24 protein-coding genes are annotated in these 26,744 nt (G+C 64.9%); 7 read left to right on the forward strand and 17 right to left on the reverse strand.

Going from position 1 to position 26,744, the window contains the following annotated elements:
- Positions 1–65: 65 nt before the first annotated feature.
- The 3 genes from QU595_RS16730 to ettA form a co-directional block, all read right to left on the reverse strand.
- Entirely contained in the window at positions 66–1,181 is a 1,116-nt protein-coding gene (locus QU595_RS16730) for a beta-ketoacyl-ACP synthase III (protein WP_315923915.1), read from the reverse strand.
- Positions 1,182–1,346: 165 nt separating this feature from the next.
- Entirely contained in the window at positions 1,347–2,117 is a 771-nt protein-coding gene (tam, locus tag QU595_RS16735) for a trans-aconitate 2-methyltransferase (RefSeq protein WP_315923917.1), read from the reverse strand.
- A gap of 66 nt (positions 2,118–2,183) precedes the next feature.
- Positions 2,184–3,833 (reverse strand): energy-dependent translational throttle protein EttA, encoded by a 1,650-nt coding sequence (gene ettA / locus QU595_RS16740; protein WP_315923919.1) that lies wholly within the window; start codon positions 3,831–3,833, stop codon positions 2,184–2,186.
- Positions 3,834–4,134: 301 nt separating this feature from the next.
- On the opposite strand from ettA, the gene QU595_RS16745 reads away from it, so the two are divergent.
- The 3 genes from QU595_RS16745 to QU595_RS16755 are packed head-to-tail and all read left to right on the forward strand — an operon-like array spanning position 4,135 to position 7,976.
- On the forward strand, positions 4,135–5,094 hold the full coding sequence (locus QU595_RS16745) for an alpha/beta hydrolase (protein ID WP_315923921.1): 960 nt from the start codon (positions 4,135–4,137) through the stop codon (positions 5,092–5,094).
- Between the two features lie 60 nt (positions 5,095–5,154).
- The gene (locus tag QU595_RS16750; protein WP_315923923.1) at positions 5,155–6,330 is read left to right on the forward strand and encodes a CaiB/BaiF CoA-transferase family protein; all 1,176 of its coding nucleotides are present in this window, start codon (positions 5,155–5,157) and stop codon (positions 6,328–6,330) included.
- Entirely contained in the window at positions 6,327–7,976 is a 1,650-nt protein-coding gene (locus tag QU595_RS16755) for a thiamine pyrophosphate-binding protein (protein ID WP_315923925.1), read from the forward strand. The genes QU595_RS16750 and QU595_RS16755 overlap by 4 nt, the downstream gene beginning before the upstream one ends.
- 40 nt (positions 7,977–8,016) lie before the next feature.
- On the opposite strand, the gene QU595_RS16760 is transcribed toward QU595_RS16755, so the two are convergent.
- From QU595_RS16760 to QU595_RS16780, 5 genes are all read right to left on the reverse strand, one after another.
- On the reverse strand, positions 8,017–8,829 hold the full coding sequence (locus QU595_RS16760; protein WP_315923927.1) for a class I SAM-dependent methyltransferase: 813 nt from the start codon (positions 8,827–8,829) through the stop codon (positions 8,017–8,019).
- A gap of 237 nt (positions 8,830–9,066) precedes the next feature.
- Positions 9,067–10,038, reverse strand: a complete 972-nt coding sequence (locus QU595_RS16765; RefSeq protein ID WP_315923929.1) for an ABC transporter substrate-binding protein — start codon at positions 10,036–10,038, stop codon at positions 9,067–9,069.
- Between the two features lie 86 nt (positions 10,039–10,124).
- A complete protein-coding gene (locus QU595_RS16770; RefSeq protein ID WP_410000512.1) occupies positions 10,125–11,267 on the reverse strand; it encodes an ABC transporter permease in 1,143 nt (380 codons plus the stop codon).
- Positions 11,264–12,142: an ABC transporter permease gene (locus tag QU595_RS16775; RefSeq protein ID WP_315923931.1), complete on the reverse strand. Its 879-nt coding sequence runs from the start codon at positions 12,140–12,142 to the stop codon at positions 11,264–11,266. Before QU595_RS16775 ends, QU595_RS16770 begins: the two co-directional genes overlap by 4 nt.
- 89 nt (positions 12,143–12,231) lie before the next feature.
- A complete protein-coding gene (locus QU595_RS16780) occupies positions 12,232–13,023 on the reverse strand; it encodes an ABC transporter ATP-binding protein (protein ID WP_315923933.1) in 792 nt (263 codons plus the stop codon).
- 121 nt (positions 13,024–13,144) lie between these two features.
- On the opposite strand from QU595_RS16780, the gene QU595_RS16785 reads away from it, so the two are divergent.
- On the forward strand, positions 13,145–13,555 hold the full coding sequence (locus tag QU595_RS16785) for a cupin domain-containing protein (RefSeq protein WP_315923934.1): 411 nt from the start codon (positions 13,145–13,147) through the stop codon (positions 13,553–13,555).
- A 71-nt stretch (positions 13,556–13,626) separates the two neighbouring features.
- Here the strand turns inward: QU595_RS16785 and QU595_RS16790 are convergent, their stop codons facing one another.
- The 4 genes from QU595_RS16790 to QU595_RS16805 form a co-directional block, all read right to left on the reverse strand.
- Positions 13,627–14,004, reverse strand: coding sequence for a hypothetical protein (locus QU595_RS16790; protein ID WP_315923936.1), 378 nt, complete (start codon positions 14,002–14,004; stop codon positions 13,627–13,629).
- Positions 14,004–15,455, reverse strand: a complete 1,452-nt coding sequence (gene hydA / locus QU595_RS16795; protein ID WP_315923938.1) for a dihydropyrimidinase — start codon at positions 15,453–15,455, stop codon at positions 14,004–14,006. Before hydA ends, QU595_RS16790 begins: the two co-directional genes overlap by 1 nt.
- A 59-nt stretch (positions 15,456–15,514) precedes the next feature.
- Positions 15,515–16,765: a Zn-dependent hydrolase gene (locus tag QU595_RS16800; RefSeq protein WP_315923940.1), complete on the reverse strand. Its 1,251-nt coding sequence runs from the start codon at positions 16,763–16,765 to the stop codon at positions 15,515–15,517.
- A gap of 71 nt (positions 16,766–16,836) precedes the next feature.
- Positions 16,837–18,165 carry an aspartate aminotransferase family protein gene (locus tag QU595_RS16805; protein WP_315923942.1) on the reverse strand — a complete coding sequence of 443 codons (1,329 nt, stop codon included), beginning with the start codon at positions 18,163–18,165 and terminating at the stop codon, positions 16,837–16,839.
- 239 nt (positions 18,166–18,404) lie between these two features.
- On the opposite strand from QU595_RS16805, the gene QU595_RS16810 reads away from it, so the two are divergent.
- A complete protein-coding gene (locus QU595_RS16810; RefSeq protein ID WP_315923944.1) occupies positions 18,405–19,034 on the forward strand; it encodes a TetR family transcriptional regulator C-terminal domain-containing protein in 630 nt (209 codons plus the stop codon).
- A 9-nt stretch (positions 19,035–19,043) separates the two neighbouring features.
- Here QU595_RS16810 and QU595_RS16815 read toward each other — a convergent pair whose 3' ends face one another.
- From QU595_RS16815 to QU595_RS16825, 3 genes are all read right to left on the reverse strand, one after another.
- A complete protein-coding gene (locus tag QU595_RS16815; RefSeq protein WP_315923946.1) occupies positions 19,044–19,412 on the reverse strand; it encodes a DoxX family protein in 369 nt (122 codons plus the stop codon).
- A gap of 126 nt (positions 19,413–19,538) precedes the next feature.
- Entirely contained in the window at positions 19,539–19,997 is a 459-nt protein-coding gene (locus QU595_RS16820; protein WP_315923948.1) for a carboxymuconolactone decarboxylase family protein, read from the reverse strand.
- A gap of 11 nt (positions 19,998–20,008) precedes the next feature.
- Complete coding sequence (locus QU595_RS16825) at positions 20,009–20,524, reverse strand: Rrf2 family transcriptional regulator (RefSeq protein ID WP_315923949.1); 516 nt, start codon at positions 20,522–20,524, stop codon at positions 20,009–20,011.
- A 203-nt stretch (positions 20,525–20,727) separates the two neighbouring features.
- Here QU595_RS16825 and QU595_RS16830 point away from each other — a divergent pair, with 203 nt between their 5' ends.
- Positions 20,728–21,714: a TAXI family TRAP transporter solute-binding subunit gene (locus tag QU595_RS16830; RefSeq protein WP_315923951.1), complete on the forward strand. Its 987-nt coding sequence runs from the start codon at positions 20,728–20,730 to the stop codon at positions 21,712–21,714.
- Positions 21,715–21,828: 114 nt separating this feature from the next.
- Entirely contained in the window at positions 21,829–23,892 is a 2,064-nt protein-coding gene (locus QU595_RS16835; protein ID WP_315923953.1) for a TRAP transporter permease, read from the forward strand.
- 111 nt (positions 23,893–24,003) lie between these two features.
- Here the strand turns inward: QU595_RS16835 and preA are convergent, their stop codons facing one another.
- Together preA and QU595_RS16845 are read right to left on the reverse strand one after the other, a co-directional pair.
- Positions 24,004–25,317 (reverse strand): NAD-dependent dihydropyrimidine dehydrogenase subunit PreA, encoded by a 1,314-nt coding sequence (gene preA / locus QU595_RS16840; protein WP_315923955.1) that lies wholly within the window; start codon positions 25,315–25,317, stop codon positions 24,004–24,006.
- Positions 25,318–25,319: 2 nt separating this feature from the next.
- Complete coding sequence (locus QU595_RS16845; protein WP_315923957.1) at positions 25,320–26,684, reverse strand: NAD(P)-dependent oxidoreductase; 1,365 nt, start codon at positions 26,682–26,684, stop codon at positions 25,320–25,322.
- Between the last annotated feature and the right edge of the window lie 60 nt (positions 26,685–26,744).

A 26,744-nucleotide genomic window follows, 5' to 3' on the forward strand; every position in this document is an offset into this window, starting at 1 on the left:
CGGGCTCCGGGAGCCCTTTTGAAAAGCCGCCGGCTTGGGGCCTCACGGAACTTTCACAAGGGCGTTCACGTCATCCTGAGCAGCGCGCCGCCGATGGAATAGCCCGCGCCGAAAGCGCAAAGCAGGCCGTAGTCGCCCGCCTTCATGTCGGCGTGGTTCTCCGACAACGCGACGATCGCGCCGGCGCCCGCGGTGTTGCCGAGCCGGTCCAGCACCATCGGCGCGCGGTCATGGCCGACCTCATGGCCGAAGGCGAGCTTGAGGATCATGGCATTCATGCGGGCATTGGCCTGGTGCAGCCAGAAGCGGCGGATGCCCTCGGGCGTCAGCCCGTGCTCGGCAAGGAAGTCCACGATGAAGCGGTGCCCGGCGACGGTCACGTCCTTGAAGACCTTGTTGCCCACCTGCCTGATCAGATTGCCTTCCAGGTCGATCATGTAGGGGTCGTCCTGGGCGCTGCGGGTCAGATAGCCGAGATTGGTGCGGATATTGGACGACATCTGCGTCCACAGCCGCGTGTCGAGCACTTCCAGCCGGCCCGGCCTCGCGTCTTCCGCCGCCTCCACGACCATCGAAACGGACGCGTCGCCGAAGATGAAATGCGTCTGCCGGTCGCGGAAATTGAGGTGTCCGGTGATGATCTCCGGTGTCGTCACCAGCATCTTCTTCTGGGCGCCCGAACGGACCAGGTTGACCGCGACATGAAGCGCGGCCGCGGCCGAGGAGCAGCCAAGGCCCATGTCGAAGCCTGCGCCCTTCGTGCCCAGCGCCTGCTGCATCTCCACGGCGATGGCGGGATAGGGCCGCTGCAGATGCGAGGACGAACAGATGACCATGTCGATGTCGCCCGGCCGGCGGCCTGCCATGGCCAGCGCCTTGCGCGCAGAGGCGACGCCGAACTCGGCCTGGATGGACAGCGCGTCGTCGGGCCGGGCCGGAATGCGCGGCGACATGCGCTTCGGATCGAGGATGCCTTCACGCTCGATCACATGGCGCGTCTTGATGCCGGAAGCATGTTCGATGAAACCGCTGTCGGACCTCTGCAGCGGCTCCTCGCCGCGCGCCACCCGCTTGTCGTTCTCGGCATCGACCCAGCTATTGAAGCTTTCGACCAGTTCGTCGTTGGTGATCGAGGCTTCCGGGATTTCGACGCCGATGCCGCTGATGATGACGCGATGCATATCCAGTCCGTCTGTTCGCGGGCGCGGCAATCCCTTGATGTCGGCCGCGAAGACTAAGTTTGGCGAGGCACGGAGAGCTTCGCCCCGCGGCGGTTTACGCCAGCTTAAGTCGTCGCGCCAGCGAAACCGGCAGGCGCCAGCCTGCGGGACCGGAGCAGCAACCCCTCACCCCGCGCGCTTCGCCACCATGAACAGACGCGGAAAACGCAGCAGCACCTTGCCGTTTGCCGTCGGCGGATAGGCCGCGGCGATGCGGTCCGTGTAGGCGGCGAGGAAGGCCTTGCGCTCGCCGTCATCGAGCGGATCGATGAAGGGCTTGAGACCGGTGCCCTTGACCCATTCCACGATTGCCGCCGCATCCGCCAGCGGATGGTTGTAGACGGTGTGCCAGATGTCGAGCCGCGCCGACAGCGGCACAAGCAGGTCGTGGTAGCTGGAAACGGCCGGCAGCGGCGTCTTCTGCGCGTTCTTCAGCCTGTCCGCGAACGGCGCGTCGGCGGCAGTCTCCACCATCAACCGGTGCGACGGCTCGCCGAGATTGTCCGGCATCTGCACGGCGAGGAACCCGCCCGGCCTGAGCAGCCCCATCAGCCGCGCCAGCACGTCCGGATGGTTCGGCAGCCATTGGAACACGGCATTGGCGAAGATCACGTCCACCGGCTCCTCCGGCGTCCAGCTTTCGGCATCCGCGATCTGGAAATCAACGCCGGGAAGCCGCTTCCTGGCCTCCTCGATCATGGCCGGCGAGGTGTCGAAGCCCGATACCTTCGCCTCCGGCCAGCGCGCGATGAGAAGCTCGGTCGAGTTTCCCGGCCCGCAGCCGATGTCCACCACATGTCGCGGCTTTTCGATCAGCACCTGCGCCAGGAGATCGCGCGCCGGGCGCGTGCGTTCGTCCTCGAACTTCAGATATTGCGACGCGGACCAGTCTTTCATGCGAGCGGTCTCCAAAGGCATACGAAAACGCCCCGCCGGTTGCCGGCGGGGCGTTGTGGAACTCGATCAGCGGGTCAGCCGCTTGTGCGTCATGCGGTGGGGCGTCAGCGCATCCGGCCCCAGCCGGCGCACCTTGTCCTTCTCGTAGTCCTCGAAATTGCCCTCGAACCACTCGACATGCGCATCGCCCTCGAAGGCCAGCATGTGGGTCGCCAGCCGGTCGAGGAACATGCGGTCGTGGCTGATGATGACGGCGCAGCCGGCATAGGCCTCCAGCGCGTCCTCGAGCGCGGCCAGCGTCTCGGTATCGAGGTCGTTGGTCGGTTCGTCGAGCAGGAGCACGTTGCCGCCGTTCTTCAGCATCTTGGCCAGATGCACGCGGTTGCGCTGGCCGCCCGAAAGGCTGCCGACCTTCTGCTGCTGGTCGCCGCCACGGAAGTTGAAGGACGAACAATAGGCGCGGGAATTCACCTCGTGCTTGCCGAGCCTGATGACCTCGGCGCCGCCGGAGATTTCCTCCCACACGGTCTTGTTCGGATCGAGCGCGTCGCGGCTCTGGTCGACATAGCCGAGCTTCACCGTCTCGCCCTTGCGGATGGAACCGCCGTCCGGCTGTTCCTGCCCTGTGATCATCTTGAACAGCGTGGTCTTGCCGGCGCCGTTCGGGCCGATGACGCCGACGATGCCGCCGGGCGGCAGGCGGAACGACAGGTCCTCGATCAGCACCTCGTCGGCAAAGCCCTTCTTGAGACCTTCGACCTCGATCACGACATTGCCCAGCCGCTCGCTGGTCGGGATGACGATCTGCGTGTCGGTCGGCTTGCGGTTGTTGGCCTGTTCGAGCAGGTCCTCATAGGCACTGATACGCGCCTTGGATTTGGTCTGGCGCGCCTTGGGCGAGGACGCGATCCACTCGCGCTCGCGCCAGATCGCCTTCTGGCGGGCGTCGTCCTCGCGGCCTTCCTGGATCAGGCGCTTGGCCTTGGCGTCGAGATACTTGGTGTAGTTGCCCTCGTAGGGGATGCCGCGGCCACGGTCGAGTTCGAGGATCCAGCCCGTCACGTTGTCGAGGAAGTAGCGGTCGTGGGTGATGATCAGCACCGCGCCCGGATAGTCGCGCAGGTGCTTTTCCAGCCACTGCGTCGTCTCGGCGTCCAGATGGTTGGTCGGCTCGTCCAGCAGCAGGAGGTCGGGCTGTTCGAGCAGAAGCCGGCACAGGGCGACGCGGCGGCGCTCGCCGCCCGAAAGATTGGTCACTTCCGCGTCCTTGGGCGGGCAGGCCAGCGCGTCCATGGCCATCTCGACCTGCTGCTCGAGATCCCACAGGTTCAGCCGGTCCATCTCGTCCTGCAGCTTGGCACTCTCCTCGGCGGTCTCGTCCGAGTAGTTCATCATCAGCTCGTTATAGCGCTCGATGATGGCCGTCTTCTTCTTGACGCCGTCCATGACGTTCTCGAAGACCGTCTTGCCCGGATCGAGCTGAGGCTCCTGCGCGAGGTAGCCGACCGTCGCACCGTCCGCGAGCCAGGCTTCGCCGGTCCACTCCTTGTCGAGACCCGCCATGATCTTGAGAATGGTCGACTTGCCGGCGCCGTTGGGGCCGAGAATGCCGATCTTGGCGTCCGGATAGAAGGAAAGATTGATGTTCTCGAGGACCTTCTTGGTCCCGTAGGCCTTGGAGAGCCCGGCCATATGATAGATGAACTGGCGTGCCACGCGCGCGTTTCCCTGATCGATCTTTGTGGATTTGCCGGAAAGGCTTGGTTGGCCGCTATGTAGGCGATGGGCGCCGAAACGGCAACGCCTTTCGGTCGCGGCCATGAAATCAAAGTCGAAACTCACCGAGGCGCGTAGCGCGCTTCTTTCAAGCTATCCAATGCAGGATTGCCTCCCCGTTCAGTCCAATCCATGCAAGGATATGCGCAGGGGAGAGAATGCGAATAAATTCCCGTTATTTTTCTTCTGAAGTTCGAAACTGGATAGCGGATGGATGATCCGTCCCGATCGGGGGCCACGCATGTCCTTTGACGACCAGCGCATCTGCCGTTCGCCCACCGGCGCGGCGCTGAATCTCTATTCCCGCAAGGCCGACGGCGCGGCGCGCGCGATCGTGCAGATCAACCACGGACTGGCCGAGCACGCGGCACGCTATGCGCGCTTCGCCGATTTTCTGGCTGCGCACGGCTTCCATACCTACGCCCACGACCACCGCGGCCACGGCCGTACCAAGGCGCCGGATGCGCCGGCCGGCCGGTTTTCCGGGCAAGGCGGCGCCGCCACGGTCATCGCCGATGTGCTGGCCGTACACGACCTGATCGCGAAGGAACATCCGGGCCTGCCGGTGATCCTGTTCGGCCACTCCATGGGGGGGTTGATCGCGCTGAACTTCCTGTTCGACCATTCCGACCGCGTAGAGGCCGCGGCGATCTGGAACGCCAATTTTTCGGCGGGGCTTGCGGGCCGCGCCGCGCTGGCGATCCTTGCCTGGGAAAAATTCCGGCTGGGTTCGGACGTGCCGTCGCGCATGCTGCCGAAACTCACCTTCCAGGCCTGGGGCAAGGCCGTGCCCGGCCGTCGCACGCCGTTCGACTGGCTCTCGCGCGACACGGCGGAAGTGGAAAAATACATTTCCGATCCGCTCTGTGGCTGGGACGCTTCGGTGTCGATGTGGCGGGACATATTCGCCCTGATCTTCCGCGGCGCCGACGACGCCAGCTTTGCCCATGTCCGCCGCGACCTGCCCGTCCTGCTGGTCGGCGGCGAGAAGGACCCGGCGACCAATGGCGGCAGAGCGGTCTCGCAGCTCGCCGGGCGCATGAGGCGGATGGGCTTTTCGAATCTCGTTTCAAAGGTTTACGCCGGGACCCGGCACGAAAGCCTGAACGAGGTGAATCGGAACGCCGTGATGGAAGACTTTGCCGCCTGGGCGGACAATGCCCTCGCCGCCCGCCCCGTTGGCCCACCGCATGGGCCGTGACATCGCCAATGGCTATTGCTAGAGCCTGCCTGATCCCTGGCGCGATCCGATGAGGAATCCATGGCCCACCCCCCGTTGAAAGGTGTCCGCGTCATCGAGCTTGCCCGCATTCTTGCGGGACCATGGGCCGGCCAGATGCTGGCCGATCTGGGTGCAGACGTGGTCAAGGTCGAAAATCCCGAGGGCGGCGACGACACCCGCAAATGGGGACCGCCCTTCGTCACGGCCAAGGACGGCGAGAACCTTTCGGCCGCCTATTTCCACGCCTGCAACCGGGGCAAGCGCTCCGTCGCCATCGATTTCTCCACGCCGGAAGGCGCGGATATCGTGCGCAGGCTCGCCGCCGGCGCCGACGTGCTGATCGAAAACTTCAAGCTCGGCGGCCTGAAGAAATACGGCCTCGACTACGAAAGCCTGAAGGCGATCAACCCGAAGCTCGTCTATTGCTCCATCACCGGTTTCGGCCAAACCGGCCCCTACGCGCCGCGCGCCGGCTACGACTTCATCGTGCAGGGCATGTCCGGCCTGATGTCGATCACCGGCGCCGCCGACGGCGAGCCGCAGAAGGTGGGCGTCGCCGTCACCGATATCTTCACCGGTCTCTATTCGGTCATCGCCATACAGGCCGCGCTTCGCCACGCGGAAGCCACGGGCGAAGGCCAGCACATCGACATGGCGCTGCTCGATTCCCAGATCTCGGTTCTGGCCAACCAGAACCTCAATTATCTGGTCTCCGGCGTCGCGCCGCATCGCATGGGCAACGCCCATCCCAACATCGCGCCCTATGAGGTGCTGCCGGTGAAGGACGGCCATTTCATCCTCGCCGTCGGCAATGACGGCCAGTTCGCCAAGTTCTGCGCGGTCGTCGGATTGGACGACCTGCCGAAACAGGCCGATTTCGCCACCAACGCCGCCCGCGTGGCCAATCGCGCAAAGTTGCGCGAGCATATGCTGCGCGTGCTCGCCGGTTTCGAGCGCGACACTCTTCTGGCCCGGCTGGAAGCCGCGGGCGTGCCGGCCAGTCCCATCAACGACATCGGCCAGATGTTTGCCGATCCGCAGACCGAGGCGCGTGGCATGCGGCTCGATCTGGACGACGGCCGGGGCAACCTTCTGCCGTCGGTGCGTGCGCCCATGGTCATGTCAGCCACGCCGCTGGCCTATGAGCGGCCTTCGCCGCGCCTCGGCGAGCACACGGCCGAAATTCTTGCCGAACTGGAGGAAAGCGCGAAATGAAGAACGGCGGACAACTGATCGTCGAGGCGCTGGAAGCGAACGGCGTCGATCGCATCTTCTGCGTGCCGGGCGAATCCTATCTCGCCGTGCTCGACGCGCTGCACGATTCGAAGATCCGCACCATTGTCTGCCGGCAGGAAGGCGGCGCCGCCATGATGGCCGACTGCCAGGGGCGGCTGACGGGCAAGCCCGGCATCTGCTTCGTCACGCGCGGCCCCGGCGCCACCAACGCCTCGGCCGGCATCCACATCGCCATGCAGGATTCGATCCCCATGATCCTGTTCATCGGCCAGATCGCCAGCCATGCGAAGGAGCGCGAAGCCTTCCAGGAAGTGAACTACAAGCGCTTCTTCGGCGACATCGCCAAATGGGTGGTGGAGATCGAGGACGCCGCGCGCATCCCCGAGCTCGTGACCCGCGCCTTCGCGGTGGCGACCTCCGGCCGCCCCGGCCCGGTCGTCGTTTCCCTGCCGGAGGACATGCTGGTCTCCGAGACGGAAGCGCCCGCGGCACTGCCCTACACGCCCGTCGAAACCCGGCCCGGCGAAGCGGAACTGGATGAACTGGAGAAGCTGCTGGGCGCCGCAAAGCGGCCCTTCGTCATCCTCGGCGGCACGCGCTGGAGCGCCGAAGCCGTCGATCACATGCGCCGGATTTCCGAAGCCTGGGCACTGCCGGTCGGCGTTTCCTTCCGGCGCCAGATGCTGTTCGACCATCTGCACGACAACTACGCCGGCGATGTCGGCATCGGCATCAATCCGAAACTCGCCGCGCGCATCAAGGAAGCCGACCTGATCTTGCTGGTCGGCGGGCGCATGGGCGAAATGCCCTCCTCCGACTACACCCTGCTGAAGAGCCCCTATCCCGACCAGACGCTGGTGCATGTCCATGCCGACGCCAACGAGCTTGGCCGCGTCTACCGCCCGACCTTGGCGATCAACGCCTCGCCCGCAGCCTTCGTGGAAGCCTTCTCGAAACGGAAGGCTCCGGCTTCGCCCGGCTGGACCGACGCGACAAAGCAGGCGCATGCCGATTATCTCGCCTGGTCGACGCCGCCGAAGACCGGTCCCGGCGCGGTCCATATGGGACCGATCATGGACTATCTGGAAGGCGTGCTGCCTGAGGACGCCATCATCTGCAACGGCGCCGGCAATTTCGCCACCTGGATGCACCGCTTCCACCGCTTCCGCCGCTATGACACGCAGGCCGCGCCCACCTCGGGTTCCATGGGCTACGGCATGCCGGCCGGCGTCGGCGCCAAGAGCGTGTTCCCGGACCGCGAGGTGATCGTGTGGGCCGGCGACGGCGATTTCCTGATGCACGGCCAGGAATTCGCCACGGCCGTCCAGTACGGCCTGCCGGTGATCGTCGTGATCCTGAACAACGGCATCTACGGCACCATCCGCATGCATCAGGAGCGCGAATATCCGGGCCGCGTCTCCGGAACCAACCTGCGCAATCCCGATTTCGCCGCCTATGCCCGCGCCTTCGGCGGCCATGGCGAGACGGTGGAGAGGACCGAGGATTTCGCGCCGGCCTTCGAACGCGCGAGGAAGAGCGGCAAACCGACGATCATCGAGGTCAAGCTCGATCCCGAGGCGATCACCCCGGCAAAGACGCTGACCGATATCCGCGAGAAGCGCTGACCTGTCTCCCGAAACCGGTTACCGATTCCAGGAGATTTCCTCAGATGGTGGCCACGATGACATGCGCCTGAATTTTGGCGGCAACCGCGCCGCGTCCGTGCCGCCTTGCGATCGCGGCTTCGGCGTGGTCGGTCGCCGCGTCCAGTTTCCCCGGCTGCCTGGCTTCGATTTCGTCACGAACCGGCGTGCCCTGGCAGTAGGCGAGCGCCGCGAAACGCGGCGAGGGAGCCCGGCTTTGCTCGGCTTTCGTCTCGATGCTCACGCGTGAGAAACCGGCCGCTTCCACATCGCTGCGGATCAGCGCCGTATCGTGGTAGCCATGCGGCGTCCGCGCCATGAAGCGCGGCGGATCGTCCGGAAACATCTGCGCCAGCGCGTTCATCACCTCATCGGCAAGGATATTTTCCTCGATGCGGTCCCATACGCTGAACAGGAAGTGGCCGCCGGGCTTCAGCACCCGCCTCGCCTCGCGATAGCCGGCCACGCGGTCGGGAAAGAACATCGCACCGAACTGGCAACAGACGACGTCGAAGGAAGCGTCCGCGAAGGGCAGTTCCAGGGCGTTCGCCTGCCGCCATCGAATGCGGCCGTCGGGCGGTTGCCGCGACGCGGCATAGTCGAGCATCGGCTGGCTGAGATCGGTGGCGACATAGATTGCGTCGCTGGCCAGTTTCGGCGCCAAAGCGCGGGCGACGACCCCGGTGCCGGCGGCGGTTTCCAAAACCGCGCGGGGCGACAGGGAGGCCGCCCGCCGGGCGAGATCCGCGGCATAGGGTTCGAAGATCAACGGCACCATATAGCGGTCGTAGTTCTCCGGAACCGAGCCGGCGAACATCTTGTCGGTTTCCACCATGGGTTTCCCCCGCGATCCGTCCAGCGCCTGAAATTACCACCCTCCCGGAGCGCTTTCTATCCGGCTACGTCGAACGACGTATGCCGCAATCCGGCTCGCAGCGGCGGAGCTCACGCTGCTTCCTGCGCCAGCCCGGCAGCCGGATAGAAGGCTCTCCCGACCGGGAGGCGGATCGGTATAGGCAAAAGAAAAGGGGCGGTCGCCCGCCCCTTTCAATCCTGCAATGACAGCCGCAGCCTACTTGATCGCCTTGTCGGTGATCGCGGTGGTGTAGGCGCCGGACGGCTCCTTGGTGATGATCTTCTGGTCGAGCAGCGCCTTGGCGGTGCGCTCGTAGGCTGCCGGGATCAGCTTGCCGTCGGCGTTGTCGATCAGCTTGGCCACTTCCTTCATCATGAACTTCTGGTGGTTCTCGTCCTGGCCGCCATTGTCCACGACGATCTCGGCCGCCTCGTCGGTATGCTCGGTGGCGTATTTCCAGCCCTTCATGGACGCGCGCACGAAGCGGACCATCTTGTCCTCGAAGGCCGGGTCCTTGAGCTTGTCCTCGAGCGTATAGAGCCCGTCCTCGAGCAGGTCGTTGCCCATCGCCGAATAGTTGAAGACGATCAGGTCCTCGGGCTTGTAGCCGGCATCCAGCACCTGCCCGTACTCGTTGTAGGTCATGACCGAGATGCAGTCGGCCTGCTTCTGGATCAGCGGCTGCACGTCGAAGCTCTGCTTCAGTACCGTGACGCCATCCTTGCCGCCGTCGGTCGAGAGGCCGATCTTGTGCATCCAGGCATAGAACGGATATTCGTTGCCGAAGAACCAGACGCCGAGCGTGTGGCCCTTGAAGTCCGCCTCGGACTTGATCGGCCCGCTCTTCGGGCAGACCAGTTCCATGCCCGCCTTCTTGTAGGGCTGCGCGATGTTGACCAGCTTCACGCCCTTGTCGCGCGCCGCGAGCGCCGCTGCCATCCAGGTCACGATCACGTCGGCGCCGCCGCCGGCGATCACCTGCTCGGGCGCGATGTCGGGACCGCCCGGCTTGATGTCCACGTCGAGATTTTCTTCTTCGTAGAAGCCCTTTTCCTTGGCGACATAATAACCGGCGAACTGCGCCTGCGTGACCCATTTCAACTGCAACGTCACCTTGTCGGCGGCGAACGCCTGGAAAGCGGCAAGTGACATCGCCGTCGCCAGGATTGGAACGATCAGTCTTTTCATCTGGTTACCCTCTGAAGTTAAGCGTTGAACCTTAATCCTCGAACCCCGTTTCCTGCCAGCTCTGCGGACCGTGCACCTCCCTCGCCTCACCCGCGTCGCATCGACGGATGCCAGAACGTGGCGGCTCGCTCGATCAGCGCCACCGTGCCATAGAAGACCGAACCGGCCAGTGCCGCAACCGCGATTTCGGCCCACACCATGTCGATGTTCATGCGCCCGACCTCGGTGGAGATGCGAAAACCCATGCCCACCACCGGCGTGCCGAAGAACTCGGCCACGATGGCGCCGATCAGGGCGAGCGTGGAGTTGATCTTCAGCGCGTTGAAGATGAACGGCCCCGCCGCCGGCAGGCGCAGCTTGAACAGGGTCTGCCAGTAGCCGGCGGCATAGGTGCGCATCAGGTCACGCTCCATATGGCCGGAGGCGGCCAGGCCCGCCACCGTGTTCACCAGCATGGGGAAGAAGGTCATGATGACGACGACCGCCGCCTTGGAGTGCCAGTCGAAGCCGAACCACATCACCATGATCGGCGCGACACCGATGATCGGAAGCGCCGACACCATATTGCCGATCGGCAGGAGCCCGCGCCGCAGGAACGGCACCCGGTCGGCGAGGATCGCAACGACGAAGCCTGCCCCGCAGCCGAGCACATAGCCGATCAGCACCGCCTTGAAGATGGTCTGGTTGACGTCCGCCGCCAGCACCGGCAACGAACCGGCGATGCGCGCGCCGATGGCGCTCGGCGGCGGCAGCAGGATGAAGGGGATGCCGGCACCCCGCGTGATCGCTTCCCACAGGATCAGGATCCACAGGCCGAATATGGTGGGAACGGCGAGCCGCAGCGCGGTCGAGACTGCCTTTACGTCGCTTCTGACGCCGGCCAGCACCGCCACGCAGCGCCAGCCGAGCAGCCACGCCGCGCCAAGCACGAGGAAATACGGCGCCCGCGCCGTGCCTTCGAACCCGGCTATGCCCCGGATCAGCAGCCACGCCGCGACATGCGCGCCGATGAACAGCACGGCCGCCTCGACAAGGGCCGGCAGCCGCATCATCGAAAGCAGAGCCGCCGCGGCCACGAGCCCGAGCATGAGGTATTTCGTGCCTGCGTAGGGATAGGTCGCGCCGGCAGCGGCCGTGGTCTCGGGCAGCGTCATGGCGCCGAGCGCGGCCGCGACGATGCACAGGAAAAGCGCCAGAACCGCCTGCCAGGAGGGTCGAAACCCGCTCATGCCGGCCTCCCGCCCATGGCGCGCTCGACGATGCGCCCGGCAAGCCCAACCGCCGCGACGAGCAGGGCGGCCACCACCGAACCGGCGACCAGTACGGCCCAGATGTCGATGGTCTGGCTGTAATAGGCGCCGGCAAGCAGCTTGGCCCCGATGCCGGCCACCGCGCCCGTGGGCAGCTCGCCGACGATCGCGCCGACAAGGCTTGCCGCGACCGCCACTTTCATGGAAGCGAACAGGAACGGGATCGAGGCCGGTACCCGCAGCTTCCAGAATATCTGCGGGCGGCTGGCGTTATAGGTGTGCATCAGGTCGAGATGCATGAGTTCGGGCGAGCGCAGCCCCTTCACCATGCCGACCGCCACGGGGAAGAACGACAGGTAGGTCGAGATCAGCGCCTTGGGGATCAGCCCCGTGATGCCGATCGCGGCCAGCACCACCACGACCATCGGCGCGATGGCGAGGATGGGAATGGTCTGCGAGGCGATGATCCAGGGCATCAGGCTGCGGTCCAGCGTCGTGACATGCACGATCCCCACGGCGATCAATATGCCGAGCACCGTGCCGAAGGCGAAGCCCAGCACCGTGGACGACAGCGTCACCCAGGAATTGTAGACCAGGCTGCGGTTGCTGGTGATCTTGCGCAGGAAGGTGTTCTCGAACACGTTCGCCGCCACCTGGTGCGGCGCCGGCAGGGTCGGCTTCGGCTGCGACAACGTCCGGCCGATGAAGGCGGTCATGCCCGGCGCAGCGCCGGACCGCGCGTCCAGATCGCGCTGGAACGGCGCGTTGAGGACGACGGCGAAGACGTACCAGAGCACCACCACCCCGGCCAGCAGGCTGGTGACAGGCATGATCTTGGAGTGAAAGGAGTCCATGCTAGGCTTCCCTTCGCGACCGGCGACCTCCTCTCCCCGCCGGGGAGAGGACGGATGGAGCATGGCGGCCGGGTAAGAGGGACAAAGCCTCAATCCTCATAGGAATGCCCTGCCCTGAGGCCGTCGCGCACGCGCGCCGCGATCGCCAGGAATTCCGGCGTCTCGCGTATGTCCAGAGGCCGTTCCCTCGGCAGCGTGGACTCGATCACGTCGGTCACGCGGCCCGGCCGCGGCGACATCACCACGATGCGCGTGGAGAGATAGACCGCCTCCGGAATCGAATGCGTGACGAAGCAGATCGTCTTGTCGGTCTGGCTCCACAGCTTCAGCAGTTGCTCGTTGAGATGGTCGCGCACGATCTCGTCCAGCGCTCCGAACGGCTCGTCCATCAAAAGAAGGTCGGCGTCGAAGGCGAGCGCCCGCGCGATCGAGGCGCGCTGCTGCATGCCGCCCGAAAGCTGCCAGGGATATTTCTTCTCGAAGCCGGAAAGATTGACCAGGTCGAGCGTGCGCTTGATGCGCGCCTTCTGCTCCGCCTTGGACAGGCCGATGATCTCCAGCGGCAGCGCCACGTTGCGCTCGATGGTGCGCCAGGGAAACAGCGCCGCCGCCTGGAACACATAGCCGTAGGCGCGACGCTCGCGCGCCTGTTCGGGCGTCATGCCGTTGACCGAGATGGTGCCCGATGTCGGCCGTTCCAGGTCGGCGATCACCCTGAGCAGCGTGGTCTTGCCGCATCCGGACGGACCGATGAAGGAGACGAACTCGCCCTTGCCGATGGTGAGGTCGACATCGGACAGCGCCCGCACCGGACCGTCATTGGTCTGGAAGGTGAGGCCGAGCTTGCTTGCCGCGACGACGGCTGGCGTGGCTTTCGTCATTGCGCCTCTCTGACCTGGAAGCGGCGCGCTGTCCGCTTCCGAAACCCTATTGCTTTCATGCGTGTCCTGGCTTCCACTTTGTTCGCTTCGCGCCAGCCGTTCCTTGTCGAGGACCTGCCCCATGCCCGCCTCATCGAAACCCACTTGCCACCTCATTCGGCCTGGCAATGCCTATGAAGGCAAGCAGGGGCTGAACTATTTCGCAGGAATCGCCGCCGAAACCGTCGGTTCGCGCGGCATCTGCATGCATCTTCTCACCTTGCCGGCCGGCGTCCGCGCCAAGGCCCACCTGCACGAAGGCCACGAGACCGCGATCTACGTGCTCTCCGGCGAGGTCCACACCTGGTTCGGCGAGAGGCTCGAACAATGCCTCGTCGCCCGCGCCGGCGATCTGTTCTACATCCCCGCGGGGGTGCCTCACCTGCCGGCCAACCTGTCGGGCGAGCCGGCGACGGCAGTCATTGCCCGCACCGACCCGAACGAGCAGGAAAGCGTCGTGCTGCTGCCGGAACTCGACGGTCTGGTCGCCTGAAACGGGCCTGCCAAACTCCCGCCCTGCCGGCCAGCCGGCGCGACAGGCGCGGTTTGCCACAGGCCGTCGCGCTACCTGCATTGCGCCACTTCCCCCATGACAAACCCGCTGTCGTCGGCAAGGATGAGCCTGTTCCTGTTCTTGGGGCTTGGCCTGATCGTGAAGTCGGCCGGCGACTTGCCGTCCTCGCCTTCGACTTCGCACATGGTGTTCAGAAGCAGCGACCCGTCTTCCTGCGCGCGTTTCTGCAGGATGGTGCAGGCGCTCGCCGCCGTCACAAGTTCGCTTGCGGTGACCAAAAGCATATCCTCGGCATAGACCTGCTGCCCGTCCTTGTTGATGCAGCCGGATTTGTTGCCATGGGGCTTCGAAAGGTCGATGCCGGCGGCATGGACCGGTGCCGCGGCGACGGTCGCCACGGCGGCAAGCAGAACGAACCGGCGCAACATCAAACCCCCGTTGCAGGAATGCCGGTACGTTCCACCTTGCGCGGCGCGGTGATCTCCTTCCAGGTCGAGAGCGCCCGATTGACCGCCTGGTAGGGCTCGCGCGCCACGAACTCGCCATGGCCGGGTCTTGCCTTGACGTCCGATTCCTCGATGACCAGTTCGCCGCGCGAGAACACGAAGCGCGGCGTTCCGGTCACTTCCATGCCCTCGAAGACATTGTAGTCGATCACCGACTGCTGGCCCTTGGCCGAGATCGTCTTCTTGCGCTTGGGGTCCCACACCACGATGTCGGCGTCGGCGCCGTCCACGATGGCGCCCTTCTTCGGATACATGTTGAGGATCTTGGCGATGTTGGTGGAGGTCACCGCCACGAACTCGTTCATGGTCAGCCGGCCGGTGTTGACGCCTTTCGTCCACAGCACGGGCATGCGGTCTTCCAGACCGCCGGTGCCGTTCGGGATCTTGGTGAAGTCGCCGACGCCGAAGCGCTTCTGCTCGGTGGTGAAGGCGCAATGGTCGGTCGCCACCACCTGCAGCGAACCCGCCTGCAGGCCCGCCCACAGCGAATCCTGGTGCAGCTTGTTGCGGAAGGGCGGGCTCATGACGCGGCGCGCGGCATGGTCCCAGTCCTTGTTGAAATATTCGCTCTCGTCCAGCGTCAGGTGCTGGATCAGCGGCTCGCCATAGACCCGCATTCCCTTCTGGCGCGCCCGCCGGATCGCCTCATGCGCCTGCTCGCAGGACGTATGCACGACATAGAGCGGCACGCCCGCCATGTCGGCGATCATGATGGCGCGGTTGGTGGCCTCGCCCTCGACCTCGGGCGGGCGCGAATAGGCATGCGCTTCCGGCCCGTTATTGCCTTCGGCCAGAAGCTTCTGGCTGAGCGCCGCCACCACGTCGCCGTTCTCGGCATGGACGAGCGGCAGCGCGCCGAGCGCGGCGCAGCGCTGGAACGACGCATACATCTCGTCGTCGTCCACCATCAGCGCGCCCTTGTAGGCCATGAAATGCTTGAACGAGGTGATGCCCCTGTCGACCACGGTCGCCATCTCGTCGAACACCTGCTTGCCCCACCAGGTGATCGCCATGTGGAAGGAATAGTCGCAGGACGCCTTGGAGGTCTTGTTGTCCCACATCTGCAGGGCTTCGAGCAGCGATTGCTGCGGCGCGGGCAGGCAGAAATCCACCACCATGGTGGTGCCGCCGGCAAGCGCGGCGCGCGTGCCGCTCTCGAAATCGTCGGCCGAATAGGTGCCCATGAAGGGCATTTCCAGATGGGTGTGCGGATCGATGCCGCCGGGCATCACATAGCAGCCGGTGGCGTCGAACTCGTGGTCGCCATGCAGGTCCGGGCCGACGGCCACGATCCTGCCGTGCTGGAAAAGCACGTCGGCCTTGTAGGTGCGGTCGGCCGTGACGACGGTGCCGTTCCTGATAACTCTGGTCATCTCGTGTTCCCTTGGTTCGTTCGCGCTTCTTGTGAGCTGCGTTCGGTATGCGATTCAGTTTATTCGACGATCTCCGCAGTCTCCACCACGGCATGGAACAGCACGTCGGCGCCGGCCGCCGCCCATTCCTTGGAGATGTCCTCGGCCTCGTTGTGGGAGAGGCCATCGACGCAGGGGCACATCACCATGGTGGCCGGCGCGATCTTGGCCGCCCAGCAGGCGTCGTGCCCGGCGCCGGAAATGATGTTCATGTGCGAATAGCCGAGATCCTCGGCCGCCTTGCGCACCCGCGCCACCAGCGTCGGATCGAAGGTGACGGGATCGAAATGGCCGACCGCCTCGATCGAGCATCTGACGCCGAGCGCCTCGCAGATCGGAGCGGCTTCCTTCTCGATGCGCGCCCGCATGCCGTCCAGCTTGGCCTTGTCGGGCGAGCGGATGTCGACGGTGAAGATCACCGTTCCCGGCAGCACGTTGCGTGAATTGGGCGAGAACTTGACCTGGCCGACTCCGCCCACGGCGCCGGGCTGCGCATCCATCGCCACCTTCTGCACCATCTCGAAGATGCGGGCCATGGCAAGCCCGGCATTGACGCGCATCGCCATCGGCGTCGAGCCGGTATGCGCCTCCTTGCCGGTCAGAGTGAACTCCAGCCACCACAGCCCCTGGCAATGGGTGACGACGCCGATCTGCTTGTTCTCGGCCTCGAGGATCGGCCCCTGCTCGATATGGTATTCGAAATAGGCGTGCATCTTGCGCGCGCCCACCTCCTCCTCGCCGATCCAGCCGATGCGCTTCAATTCGTCGCCGAAGGTTTTTCCTTCGAGATCCTGCCGCGCATAGGCATAGTCGAGCGTATGCACCCCGGCGAACACGCCTGAAGCCAGCATGGCCGGCGCGAAGCGCGCGCCCTCCTCGTTCGTCCAGTTGGTGACGACGATGGGATGTTTCGTCTTGATGCCGAGATCGTTCAGCGAACGCACGACCTCCAGGCCGGAAAGCACGCCGAGCACGCCGTCATATTTGCCGCCGGTGGGCTGGGTGTCGAGATGCGAGCCGACATAGACCGGCAGTGCGGCAGGGTCGGTGCCCTCGCGGCGGGCGAACATCGTGCCCATTTTGTCGACGCCCATGGAAAGCCCGGCCGCGTCGCACCAGGACTTGAAAAGTGCGCGCCCTTCCTTGTCGGAATCGGTCAGCGTCTGGCGGTTGTTGCCGCCGGCCACGCCCGGGCCGATCCTGGCCATTTCCATGATCGAATCCCACAAGCGGTCGGGATTGATGCGCAGATTCTCGCCTGGCGCGGCCATTCGCTTTCCTCTCATTCATGTAGCGAGGGGCGGCGGTTCCCGTCGCCGCCCCTCACCTACGGTATCGGTGGTCAGTCGACCATTCTCAACACCTCGCGCACGTGATCGATCAGTTCGTCGATCTGGCCCTTGGTGATGATGAGCGGCGGCGACAGCGCGATGATGTCGCCGGTGGTGCGGATCAGCGCGCCGCGTTCGAACGCCTTGACGAAGGCGGAGAAGGCACGCTTGGTCGGGGCGCCCGCGATCGGCTCCAGCTCGATGGCTCCGATCAGGCCGATGTTGCGGATATCGATGACGTGCGGCTCGCCCTTGAGCGAGTGCAGCGCGTCTTCCCAATAAGGCGCCAATTCCTCGCCGCGCGTCAGCAGCCCTTCTTCCTTGTAGGTGTCGAGCGTGCCCAGCGCCGCGGCCGAGGCGATCGGATTGCCCGAATAGGTGTAGCCGTGCATGAACTCGATCATGTGCTCGGGCCCGTTCATGAAGGCGTCGTGGATTTCCTTCCTCACGAACACCGCGCCCATCGGCACGACGCCGTTGGTGACGCCCTTCGCCGTGGTCATGATATCGGGCGTGACGCCGAAATAATCGGCCGCGAACGGCGTGCCGAGACGGCCGAAGCCGGTGATGACCTCGTCGAAGATCAGCAGGATGCCGTGCTTGTCGCAGATTTCGCGCAGGCGCTTGAGATAGCCCTTCGGCGGCAGGATGACGCCGGTCGACCCGGCCACAGGCTCGACGATGACAGCCGCGATGGTCGAGGCGTCGTGCAGCGCGACGATGCGCTCCAGCTCGTTGGCGAGTTCCGCGCCGTGCTCCGGCACGCCGCGGGTGAAACTGTTCTTCTCGGGCAGATGGGTATGCGGCATGTGGTCGACGCCGGTCAGCAGCGTGCCGAACATCTTGCGGTTGGACACGATGCCGCCCACCGAGATGCCGCCGAAATTGACGCCGTGATAGCCGCGCTCGCGGCCGATCAGGCGGAAGCGCGCGCCGTCGCCCTTGGCGCGGTGGTAGGCGATGGCCATCTTGAGCGCCGTATCGACCGATTCCGAGCCGGAATTGGTGAAGAACACATGGTCCATGCCCTTGGGCGCGATGTCGATCAGCCGGTTCGCCAGTTCGAACACGATGGGATGGCCCATCTGGAAGGCCGGCGCGTAGTCGAGTTCGGCCGCCTGGCTCTGGATCGCCTCGACGATCTTCGGACGGCAGTGGCCGGCATTCACGCACCACAGGCCGGCGGTGCCGTCGAGGATCTTGCGACCGTCGCTCGCCGTATAGTGCATGTCCTTGGCGCTGACGAGCATGCGCGGCGCCTGCTTGAACTGGCGGTTCGCCGTAAACGGCATCCAGAATGCGCTGAGATCGTTCGGCGTTACTTTGAGCCGGTTGGACATGACCAAGCCTTTCCTTTCACTTCCCTGGTTTCGGTGCGGCCAACGCTTGGTCTTCCGTGCGAATTCGTGCTACGAAATTTTGACCGGATGGACAAACGTTAGCACCGCCATGCCGGCGGTCAAGGGACTTAGTAGCGGAAATGCAGCCCCTCCAGCGCGCTCCACAGGCAGGCAAGAACTGGTCCAGAACATTGGTCCAGTTTACGTCCCGGTTGTCGATCCGGCAACGGTGAGGACAGATGGAAGCGACCGCTCCCCGCCGCACGCGCATCCAGCAGGAGAAGCGCGAACTGATCCTGGAAGCGGCGCTCGAGGTGTTCTCGGCCAATGGCTTCCGTGGCTCGACGATTGACCAGATCGCCGAAGCGGCGGGCATGTCGAAGCCGAACCTGCTTTACTACTTCCGCCGCAAGGAAGATATCCACGAAACGCTGATGCAGCGCCTGCTCGACACCTGGCTGGCGCCGCTGCGGGAACTGGACGATGTCGGCGACCCGCTGACCGAGCTGCGCGCCTACATCCGCCGCAAGCTGGAGATGGCGCGCGACTATCCGCGCGAGAGCCGGCTGTTCGCCAACGAGATATTGCAGGGCGCGCCGCGCATCATGCCGATGCTGGAGGGCGAACTGAAGACGCTGGTGGACGACAAGGCCGCCGTCATAGAGGGCTGGATGCGCGCCGGCCGCATTGTCCCGACCGATCCCTACCATCTGATCTTCTCGATCTGGGCGACAACCCAGCACTATGCCGATTTCGACGTGCAGGTACGCGCGGTTCTGGGCTCCGCGCGCGGCGGCGACGGCCGTTTCGAGGACGCCGCACGCTTCCTGGAACGGCTTTTCATCGAAGGGCTCAAGCCGAAGGGCTGAGGCGCGGGCTCAAAGCGCGCCGGCGATCACCATCAGCAGGCCGCCGCACAGCGTGATATTGACCAGCGTCAGATAGAGATGCGGGTCGCGTTCCTTGCCCTGAAACATGAACAGGTTGTGATAGAGCGGCGTGGCGGCGAGCAGGAACGCGATCAGGACCAGCGCGCCTGCCACGACCCACACATTGAAGACCAGCAAGGCGCCGCCGAGGAGTTGCATGGCAAAACCGGCGGCCAGCAAGGGCGCCGGCAGCGACCAGCCGTAATTGGTGGCGCTGGTCGCCTTGCGCTCGCCGAAATTGAGGAAATTGCGGATGCCGGCGATGAGGAAGAACGCGCCGAAGACCACGCGCCCGATGATCATCAATGTCGTAGCCATCATGTCCCCCGATCCGCAAAGCTGTTTAGCGGATCGCACTTCCGCCTCAAAGTGCGCAATGCGCCGATCCCCGCCAGGCGGCGCGGGGCGCGCCACGCGCACCTCGCGCAAAGGCTTTCGCGGCTTTCAGGCCGCCAGCTTGTCCCGAACCGGATGAATGACGTGGAAGGACACGCAGATGCGGTTCCAGATGTTGATCATGCCGATGGCGACCGTCAGCTTGACCAGATCCTCCTCGCTGAAGTGTTCGCGCGTCTTGCTGTAGAGCTCGTCGGAAACGCCGCCGTTTGAAATCAGCGTCACCGCCTCGACCCAGGCGAAGGCGGCGCGCTCGCGCTCGGAAAACAGCGGCGATTCCTTCCATGCGGCCACGAGGTAGAGCCGCTGCTCGCTCTCGCCGTCATGGCGGGCCTCGCGGCTGTGCATGTCGACGCAGAAGGAACAGCCGTTGATCTGCGACGCCCGCAGCTTGATCAGGTGCAGCAGGCTCTTCTCAAGCCCGCACTCGTCGACCGCCTTGTTGAGTGCATAAACCTGCTTCAAGAGTTCCGGCGCATGGTTCTGGTACTTGATTCTCTGTTCCATCTTCTTTCCTCTTAGCCTTGTTTCAAAACGGATTTCTGCGGCCGGCCGTGGCGCGCGACGAACGCGCAACTGGCGGCGACGGAGCGGGCGTCGGCCTCGTCCAGATATTGGGAGACGATGTCGGAAAGGCGCTCCGCCGCCAGCGCGGCGCGATAGGCCTTCTCGGCTCTCAGCATGGCCGCGTTGATGCCGCAGGGCTTGACGTAAGCCGAAGCCGGCAGCTTGCCCGGGCCGTTGCGCCGGATCTCGCCGCAGCGGAATGCCGGCTGCGGTCCCTCGACGGCGAGCACGATGTCGAGCAGCGAAATCTTCTCGGGCGACCGCGCAAGGCGGTAGCCGCCGGCCGGCCCCGGAACCGATTCCAATATGCGGGCCGATGCCAGGGCATTGAGATGCTTGAGCAGATAGCTCGGCGACAGCCCGTAGGCTTCGGCCAGCGCGGCGGCCGGCATGGTGGCTCCGCCTTCCAGCCCGGCCAGCAGCGCGGCGCTGTGAATGGCGGCTTCAACCCCTTCGCTGAGCTTCATCGGTCATTGGCCTCATAATCATGGATACCTTTTATCATGGATAACCATTATCCGCAATATCGGCCCAACGAGGAAAGCGGCCGGCGATGACGCAGGCCTGGGAGCCACCGCAGATTGCACAGCGTCCCGCAACTGGACGTTGACAAGCTTTTACCGGCTCGACCATGTTAGCTCTTTGGTTGATGCAGACTGGGAGTTGAACGATGGCATTTTCGATCACCCGCCGCGCCTTTTCGGCCGGCCTCGGCGCCACGGCATTGCTGGCGAGTTCGGGGGCGCTCCTGGCGCAGCAGGCGTTCTTCCGCATCGGCACGGGTGGTACGGCGGGCACCTATTATCCGATCGGCGGCCTTATCGCCAACGCGATCTCGGCCACCGGCCCTTCCGGCGTTCAGGGACTGGTCGCCACGGCGGTGGCCTCGAACGGCTCGGTCGCCAACATCAGCGCCATCCAGTCCGGCTCCGGCGAGGCAGGCTTCACCCAGTCCGACGTGGCCTACTGGGCCTATAGCGGCACCGGCCTTTACGAAGGCAAGCCCAAGGTGGAGGATCTGCGCCTGATCGCTACGCTCTATCCGGAAACGATCCATCTCGTCGCCCGCGCCGATGCCGGCATCAAGTCGGTCGCCGACCTCAAGGGCAAGCGCGTCTCGCTGGACGAACCCGGCTCCGGCACCATCGTCGATGCGCGTCTCGTGCTCGCCGCCTACGGCCTGTCGGAAAAGGACGTGAAGGCCGAATACCTCAAGCCCGGCCCGGCCGGCGAAAAGGTGCAGGACAATTCGCTCGACGCTTATTTTTTCGTCGGCGGCTATCCGACCGGCGCCATCGTGGAACTTGCCGCCACCAACAACATCACGCTCGTGCCGATCACCGGCCCGGAAGCCGAGAAGCTCTTGTCGGAGCAGAAATTCTTCCAGACCGACGCCGTGCCGGAAGGCACCTACAAGAACGTGCCCGAGACCAAGACCATCTCCGTTGCGGCCCAGCTCGTCACCAGCGCCAAGCAGGCGGACGACCTCGTCTACAACATCACCAAGTCGCTCTACAGCGACGCCACGCAGAAGGCGCTGCAGGCCGGCCATGCCAAGGGCAAGCTGATAAGCCTCGACAACGCGGTCAGGAGCGCCGGCATCCCGTTCCATCCCGGCGCCGAGCGCTACTACAAGGAGGCAGGCGTCCTGAAATAAGGAGCTTTTTCGCGACGCTTCGAGCGGCGACAAGGCGGAAGGGATGCCTTCCGCCTTGTTTGGTTTGTCCTGACCAGCACCGGGATCGAGAGAGTCTCCAAGGGGAAATCCGGCATGAACCAGAAAGACGACCAGACGATCCGCCTCCAGGCGATGGAACTGGACGAGGACAAGGCACGGGAACTCGAGGAGAAGTTCGATTCCGAGATTCGTTTCCGCAAGCTCACCCCGGCGGCGTCCTATCTCGTCGGCTTCCTGCTGATCGCCCTTTCCCTGTTCCACTACTACACGGCGGGCTTCGGCCTGCTGCAGGAGATGGTGCATCGCGGCATCCATCTTTCGTTCGTGCTGGGATTGGTCTTCCTCGTCTTCCCGCTGACCAAATACGGCTACGACAGGCAGCCGCGATCGACGCTGCTCACCCCGCTCGGCATCCCGGTCTATGACTGGCTCCTGGCCATCGCCGCCGTCGTCGCGGTCGCCCATGTGCCGCTCATTCCGCTGGACGATCTCGCCTTCCGCGTCGGCAACCCGACGCAGGTGGACGTCATTCTCGGCCTGACGCTGATCGTGCTGCTGCTCGACGCGACCCGCCGTTCCGTCGGCTGGCCGCTGCCGATCATCTGCCTGATCTTCATGGGCTACGCGCTGTTCGGACCGTATATGCCGAGCATATTGGTGCACCCCGGCAACACGGTGTCGCAGCTCGTCAATCATCTCTATCTGACGACACAGGGCATCTACGGCCTCGCCCTCGGCGTCGTCGCAACCTATGTCTTCCATTTCGTTCTGTTCGGCGTGTTCGCCAGCCGCATCGGCCTCGGCCAATTGTTCCTCGACTGCGCCGCCTGGGTCGCAGGCCGCTTCGCCGGCGGCCCCGCCAAGGTGTCGATCTTCGGCTCGGCCCTGTTCGGCATGATCTCGGGCTCCTCGGTCGCCAATACGGTCACCGTAGGCTCGCTCACCATCCCGGCCATGATCCGCCTGGGCTACAGGCGCAACTTCGCCGCCGCGGTGGAGGCGGCGTCCTCGACCGGCGGACAGGTGACCCCGCCGATCATGGGCGCGGCGGCCTTCCTGATGATCGAATTCCTCAACCTGCCCTACACGACGATCATCCTGGCGGCGATCGTGCCGGCCTTCATGCATTTCTTCGGCGTGCTCATGCAGGTGCATTTCGAAGCCAAGCGCACCGGCCTGCGCGGCCTGCGGCCCGACGAGATGCCCGATATCAAGGAAGCGCTGAAGCGCGACTGGCCGACCGTCATTCCGCTGTTCGCCCTGATCGGCGTGCTCGTGGCCGGCTATACGCCCTATCTCGCGGCGTTCTGGGGCATCACGCTGTGCATCGTGGTCGGCCTGCTCAACCCGCGCCGGCGCATGTCGATCAGCGAGGTCTTCGTGTGCCTGCGCGACGGCGCCAAATACGCGCTGGCCGTCGGCGCCGCGGCGGCGACCGTCGGCATCGTCGTCGGCGTGGTCACGCTGACGGGCGTCGGCTTCAAGCTGTCCTACATCGTCACGGCGGCGGCGGGCCAGATGGCCGTCTTTTCCGGTTCCCTGCTTCCGGCGGTAATGTTCTCGCAGACCACGCTGACGCTGCTGTTCACCCTGCTGATGACCGGCATCGTCTGCATCCTGATGGGCTGCGGCATCCCCACCACCGCGAACTACATCATCATGGTTACGATCGCGGCCCCTGCGCTGGTGCTGCTGGGCGTCGAGCCCATCGTCGCCCATTTCTTCGTCTTCTATTACGGGCTGCTGGCCGACATCACCCCGCCCGTGGCGCTCGCCGCCTACGCCGCAGCCGGCATGGCCGGCGCCGATCCGTTCAAGACGGGCAACACCGCCTTCCGGCTCGGGCTCGGCAAGGCGCTGGTGCCGTTCGTATTCGTCTTCTCGCCTTCGCTGCTTCTGGTGACGAAGGACTTCACCGTGCCCGATTTCCTGCTGGCCTTCTTCGGCTGCGCGTTCGGCATCGTCTGCCTGGGCGCGGCTCTCTCGCGCTTCATGCTGGTGCGGACGAGGGCCTGGGAGAATCTCTTGCTGGTGCTGGCAGCATTCCTGATGATCGCCCCGGAATTCTATTCCACGGTGCTGGGCGTCGCGCTGGTCGTGCCTGTGCTGCTGCGGCAGTGGCGGGGGCTGCGTGGCGAAAGGGCGTTGGCCGCCTGAAACGTTTCACCTGAAAAATCAGCCTGTTTGGGGCAAGACGCAATCGGCGGCACTGCGACACCCCCGCGCCGCGCTGCCGCCGACCTTCCCCGCGCCCCCGTTCTGCGCCCTTTATTCCGCCGCCTGCCTGGCCATCGGGTTGTTCGGATGCGTGGTCCAGTTCGCATAGTCCGGCGACACGGTCCGGCCTGTACGCTTGTCCACCGCGCCCACGGCCAGCGGCTCCATGGTGATGCAGCCCTCGACCGGGCAGACATTGACGCACAGATTGCAGCCCACGCATTCCTCTTCCATCACCTCGAAGTGGCGCACGCCGTCGACCATGGAAGTGATCGCCTGGTGCGAGGTGTCCTCGCAGGCGATGTGGCAGCGGCCGCATTTGATGCAGGCGTCCTGGTCGATATGCGCCTTGGCAACGTAGTTGAGGTTGAGATACTGCCAGTCGGTGACATTGGGCGTCGCACGCCCGATGATGTCGTTGAGACTCTTGTGGCCTTTCTCGTCCATCCAGTTCTCGAGGCCGGCGATCATCTCCTGCACGATCTTGAAGCCGTAGGTCATCGCCGCCGTGCAGACCTGCACGTTGCCGGCGCCCAACGCCAGGAACTCGGCCGCGTCACGCCACGTCGTCACCCCGCCGATGCCCGAAATGGGCAGGCCGCGCGTTTCCGGATCGCGCGCGATCTCGGCCACCATGTTGAGCGCGATCGGCTTCACCGCCGGGCCGCAATAGCCGCCATGGCTGCCCTTGCCGCCGATCGACGGTTCGGGCGAGAACGAGTCGAGATCGACCGCGGTGATCGAGTTGATCGTGTTGATCAGCGACACCGCATCGGTGCCGCCGGCATGGGCGGCGCGGGCCGGCTTGCGGATGTCTGTGATGTTGGGCGTCAGCTTGGTGATGACGGGCATGCGCGTGTACTGCTTGCACCAGCGCACCACCATCTCGATATATTCGGGCACCTGGCCGACCGCCGAGCCCATGCCGCGCTCGCTCATGCCGTGCGGGCAGCCGAAATTCAGCTCGATGCCGTCGGCGCCGGTTTCCTCTACCAGCGGCAGGATCGCCTTCCAGCTTTCCTCCACGCAGGGCACCATGATCGAGGCGACCAGCGCCCGATCCGGCCAATTCATCTTCACCTGCTTCATCTCGCGCAGGTTGGTCTGCAGGTCACGGTCGGTGATCAGCTCGATATTGTTGAGGCCGAGCAGGCGGCGGTCGGCGCCCCAGATCGCGCCGTAGCGCGGTCCGTTGACGTTGACGACCGGCGGGCCCTCCTCGCCCAGGGTCTTCCACACCACGCCGCCCCAGCCCGCCTTGAAGGCGCGTTCGACATTGTAGGCCTTGTCGGTGGGCGGCGCGGAAGCCAGCCAGAACGGATTGGGCGACTTGATGCCGATGAAGTTGTTGCGAATGTCAGCCATGCTCATGCCCTCCCGTTCGAGGTGAGACACTTGTGGATGCTTTCGGCCGCGTCGCGGCCCTGCGCCACCGAGGTAACCGTAAGGTCCTCGCCGGCATGGATGCAGTCGCCGCCGGCCCACACCTTCGGCATCGTCGTGCGGCCTTCGGCATCGACCTTGATGCGCCCGCCCTCCAGTTCGATGCCCGCCCCGCTGCCGTTCAGCGCGACAGGCACGAAGCTCTGGCCGATGGCCTTGAACACCTGATCGGCGGGCAAAACGATCGTCTCGCCGGTGCCGGCGAGCGTCTCACCCGCCATGGCGGTATATTCCAGCTCGATGCCCACCACCTTGCCGCCTTCCGTGACGACACGCTTCGGCTGCATCCAGTGGCGAATGACGACGCCGTTCGCGGTCGCCAGATCCTGCTCGAACTCGGAGGCGTTCATATGTTCCTGGCCACGCCGATAGCAGATCGTGACCTCCTCGGCGCCGAGCAGCTTCGACTGCACCGCAGCGTCGATGGCGGTCATGCCGCCGCCGATGACGACGACGCGGCGGCCCACCGGCAAGCTGCCCAGATCGCTGGCCTGACGCAGTTCGGCGATGAACTCCACCGCGTTGATGACCCCGTCGGCGTCTTCGCCGTCGGCGTGCAGCGCGTTGACCCCGCAGAGGCCCATGCCGAGGAACACGGCGTCGTAGTCCTGCACCAGCTGCGCGAGATGGACATCGCGCCCGAGCGCCTTGCCGTTCTCGATCCGGATGCCGCCGATGGCGGTGATGTAGTCCACCTCGGCCTGCGCGAAATCCTCGGTGCTCTTGTAGGCGGCGATACCGTATTCGTTGAGGCCGCCGGCCTTCGGGCGCGCCTCGAAGACGGTCACGTCATGGCCGTAGCGCGCCAGGCGGTGCGCCGCAGCGAGGCCGGCGGGACCGGCACCGACCACGGCAATCGTCTTTCCGGTAGGCGCGGCGCGCTGGTAGAACTGCTTGTCCTCTTCCATCGCGATGTCGGTGGAATAGCGCTGCAACCGGCCGATCTGCACCGGCTTGCCCTCCGCCGTCTCGCGCACGCAGGCCTCCTCGCACAGCGTCTCGGTGGGGCAGACGCGGGCGCACATGCCGCCGAGGATGTTCTGGTCGAAGATCGTCTTGGCCGAACCGAGCGGATTGCCCGTGGCGATCTGCCGGATGAACATCGGAATGTCGATGGACGTCGGACAGGCCTGCATGCAGGGCGCGTCGTAGCAGAAATAGCAGCGATCCGCCTCGACCAAGGCTTCATGCTGGTCGAGCGGAGGATGAAGATCGGAAAAATTCTCCGCATATTGCGCGTCGGCAAGCCTTCCGGCGGCTATGCCTTCCTTGAAATGACCAGTCGCCATTTCCGTGTTCCCCATTGTTATATTTAGGGGAAGGCTAGCACGTTTTATTTTTTTATCAAT

Source organism: Mesorhizobium sp. SP-1A, assembly GCF_032460275.1.
In the GTDB taxonomy this organism is placed as follows: domain Bacteria; phylum Pseudomonadota; class Alphaproteobacteria; order Rhizobiales; family Rhizobiaceae; genus Mesorhizobium.

What these genes read in the sequence shown, in the direction of transcription:
- QU595_RS16730 (WP_315923915.1), bottom strand. Translation starts at nt 1,181, where the DNA reads ATGCATCGCGTCATCATCAGCGGCATCGGCGTCGAAATCCCGGAAGCC.
- tam (WP_315923917.1), bottom strand. Translation starts at nt 2,117, where the DNA reads ATGAAAGACTGGTCCGCGTCGCAATATCTGAAGTTCGAGGACGAACGC.
- QU595_RS16745 (WP_315923921.1), top strand. Translation starts at nt 4,135, where the DNA reads ATGTCCTTTGACGACCAGCGCATCTGCCGTTCGCCCACCGGCGCGGCG.
- QU595_RS16750 (WP_315923923.1), top strand. Translation starts at nt 5,155, where the DNA reads ATGGCCCACCCCCCGTTGAAAGGTGTCCGCGTCATCGAGCTTGCCCGC.
- QU595_RS16755 (WP_315923925.1), top strand. Translation starts at nt 6,327, where the DNA reads ATGAAGAACGGCGGACAACTGATCGTCGAGGCGCTGGAAGCGAACGGC.
- QU595_RS16760 (WP_315923927.1), bottom strand. Translation starts at nt 8,829, where the DNA reads ATGGTGGAAACCGACAAGATGTTCGCCGGCTCGGTTCCGGAGAACTAC.
- QU595_RS16765 (WP_315923929.1), bottom strand. Translation starts at nt 10,038, where the DNA reads ATGAAAAGACTGATCGTTCCAATCCTGGCGACGGCGATGTCACTTGCC.
- QU595_RS16770 (WP_410000512.1), bottom strand. Translation starts at nt 11,267, where the DNA reads ATGAGCGGGTTTCGACCCTCCTGGCAGGCGGTTCTGGCGCTTTTCCTG.
- QU595_RS16775 (WP_315923931.1), bottom strand. Translation starts at nt 12,142, where the DNA reads ATGGACTCCTTTCACTCCAAGATCATGCCTGTCACCAGCCTGCTGGCC.
- QU595_RS16780 (WP_315923933.1), bottom strand. Translation starts at nt 13,023, where the DNA reads ATGACGAAAGCCACGCCAGCCGTCGTCGCGGCAAGCAAGCTCGGCCTC.
- QU595_RS16785 (WP_315923934.1), top strand. Translation starts at nt 13,145, where the DNA reads ATGCCCGCCTCATCGAAACCCACTTGCCACCTCATTCGGCCTGGCAAT.
- QU595_RS16790 (WP_315923936.1), bottom strand. Translation starts at nt 14,004, where the DNA reads ATGTTGCGCCGGTTCGTTCTGCTTGCCGCCGTGGCGACCGTCGCCGCG.
- hydA (WP_315923938.1), bottom strand. Translation starts at nt 15,455, where the DNA reads ATGACCAGAGTTATCAGGAACGGCACCGTCGTCACGGCCGACCGCACC.
- QU595_RS16800 (WP_315923940.1), bottom strand. Translation starts at nt 16,765, where the DNA reads ATGGCCGCGCCAGGCGAGAATCTGCGCATCAATCCCGACCGCTTGTGG.
- QU595_RS16805 (WP_315923942.1), bottom strand. Translation starts at nt 18,165, where the DNA reads ATGTCCAACCGGCTCAAAGTAACGCCGAACGATCTCAGCGCATTCTGG.
- QU595_RS16810 (WP_315923944.1), top strand. Translation starts at nt 18,405, where the DNA reads ATGGAAGCGACCGCTCCCCGCCGCACGCGCATCCAGCAGGAGAAGCGC.
- QU595_RS16815 (WP_315923946.1), bottom strand. Translation starts at nt 19,412, where the DNA reads ATGGCTACGACATTGATGATCATCGGGCGCGTGGTCTTCGGCGCGTTC.
- QU595_RS16820 (WP_315923948.1), bottom strand. Translation starts at nt 19,997, where the DNA reads ATGGAACAGAGAATCAAGTACCAGAACCATGCGCCGGAACTCTTGAAG.
- QU595_RS16825 (WP_315923949.1), bottom strand. Translation starts at nt 20,524, where the DNA reads ATGAAGCTCAGCGAAGGGGTTGAAGCCGCCATTCACAGCGCCGCGCTG.
- QU595_RS16830 (WP_315923951.1), top strand. Translation starts at nt 20,728, where the DNA reads ATGGCATTTTCGATCACCCGCCGCGCCTTTTCGGCCGGCCTCGGCGCC.
- QU595_RS16835 (WP_315923953.1), top strand. Translation starts at nt 21,829, where the DNA reads ATGAACCAGAAAGACGACCAGACGATCCGCCTCCAGGCGATGGAACTG.
- preA (WP_315923955.1), bottom strand. Translation starts at nt 25,317, where the DNA reads ATGGCTGACATTCGCAACAACTTCATCGGCATCAAGTCGCCCAATCCG.
- QU595_RS16845 (WP_315923957.1), bottom strand. Translation starts at nt 26,684, where the DNA reads ATGGCGACTGGTCATTTCAAGGAAGGCATAGCCGCCGGAAGGCTTGCC.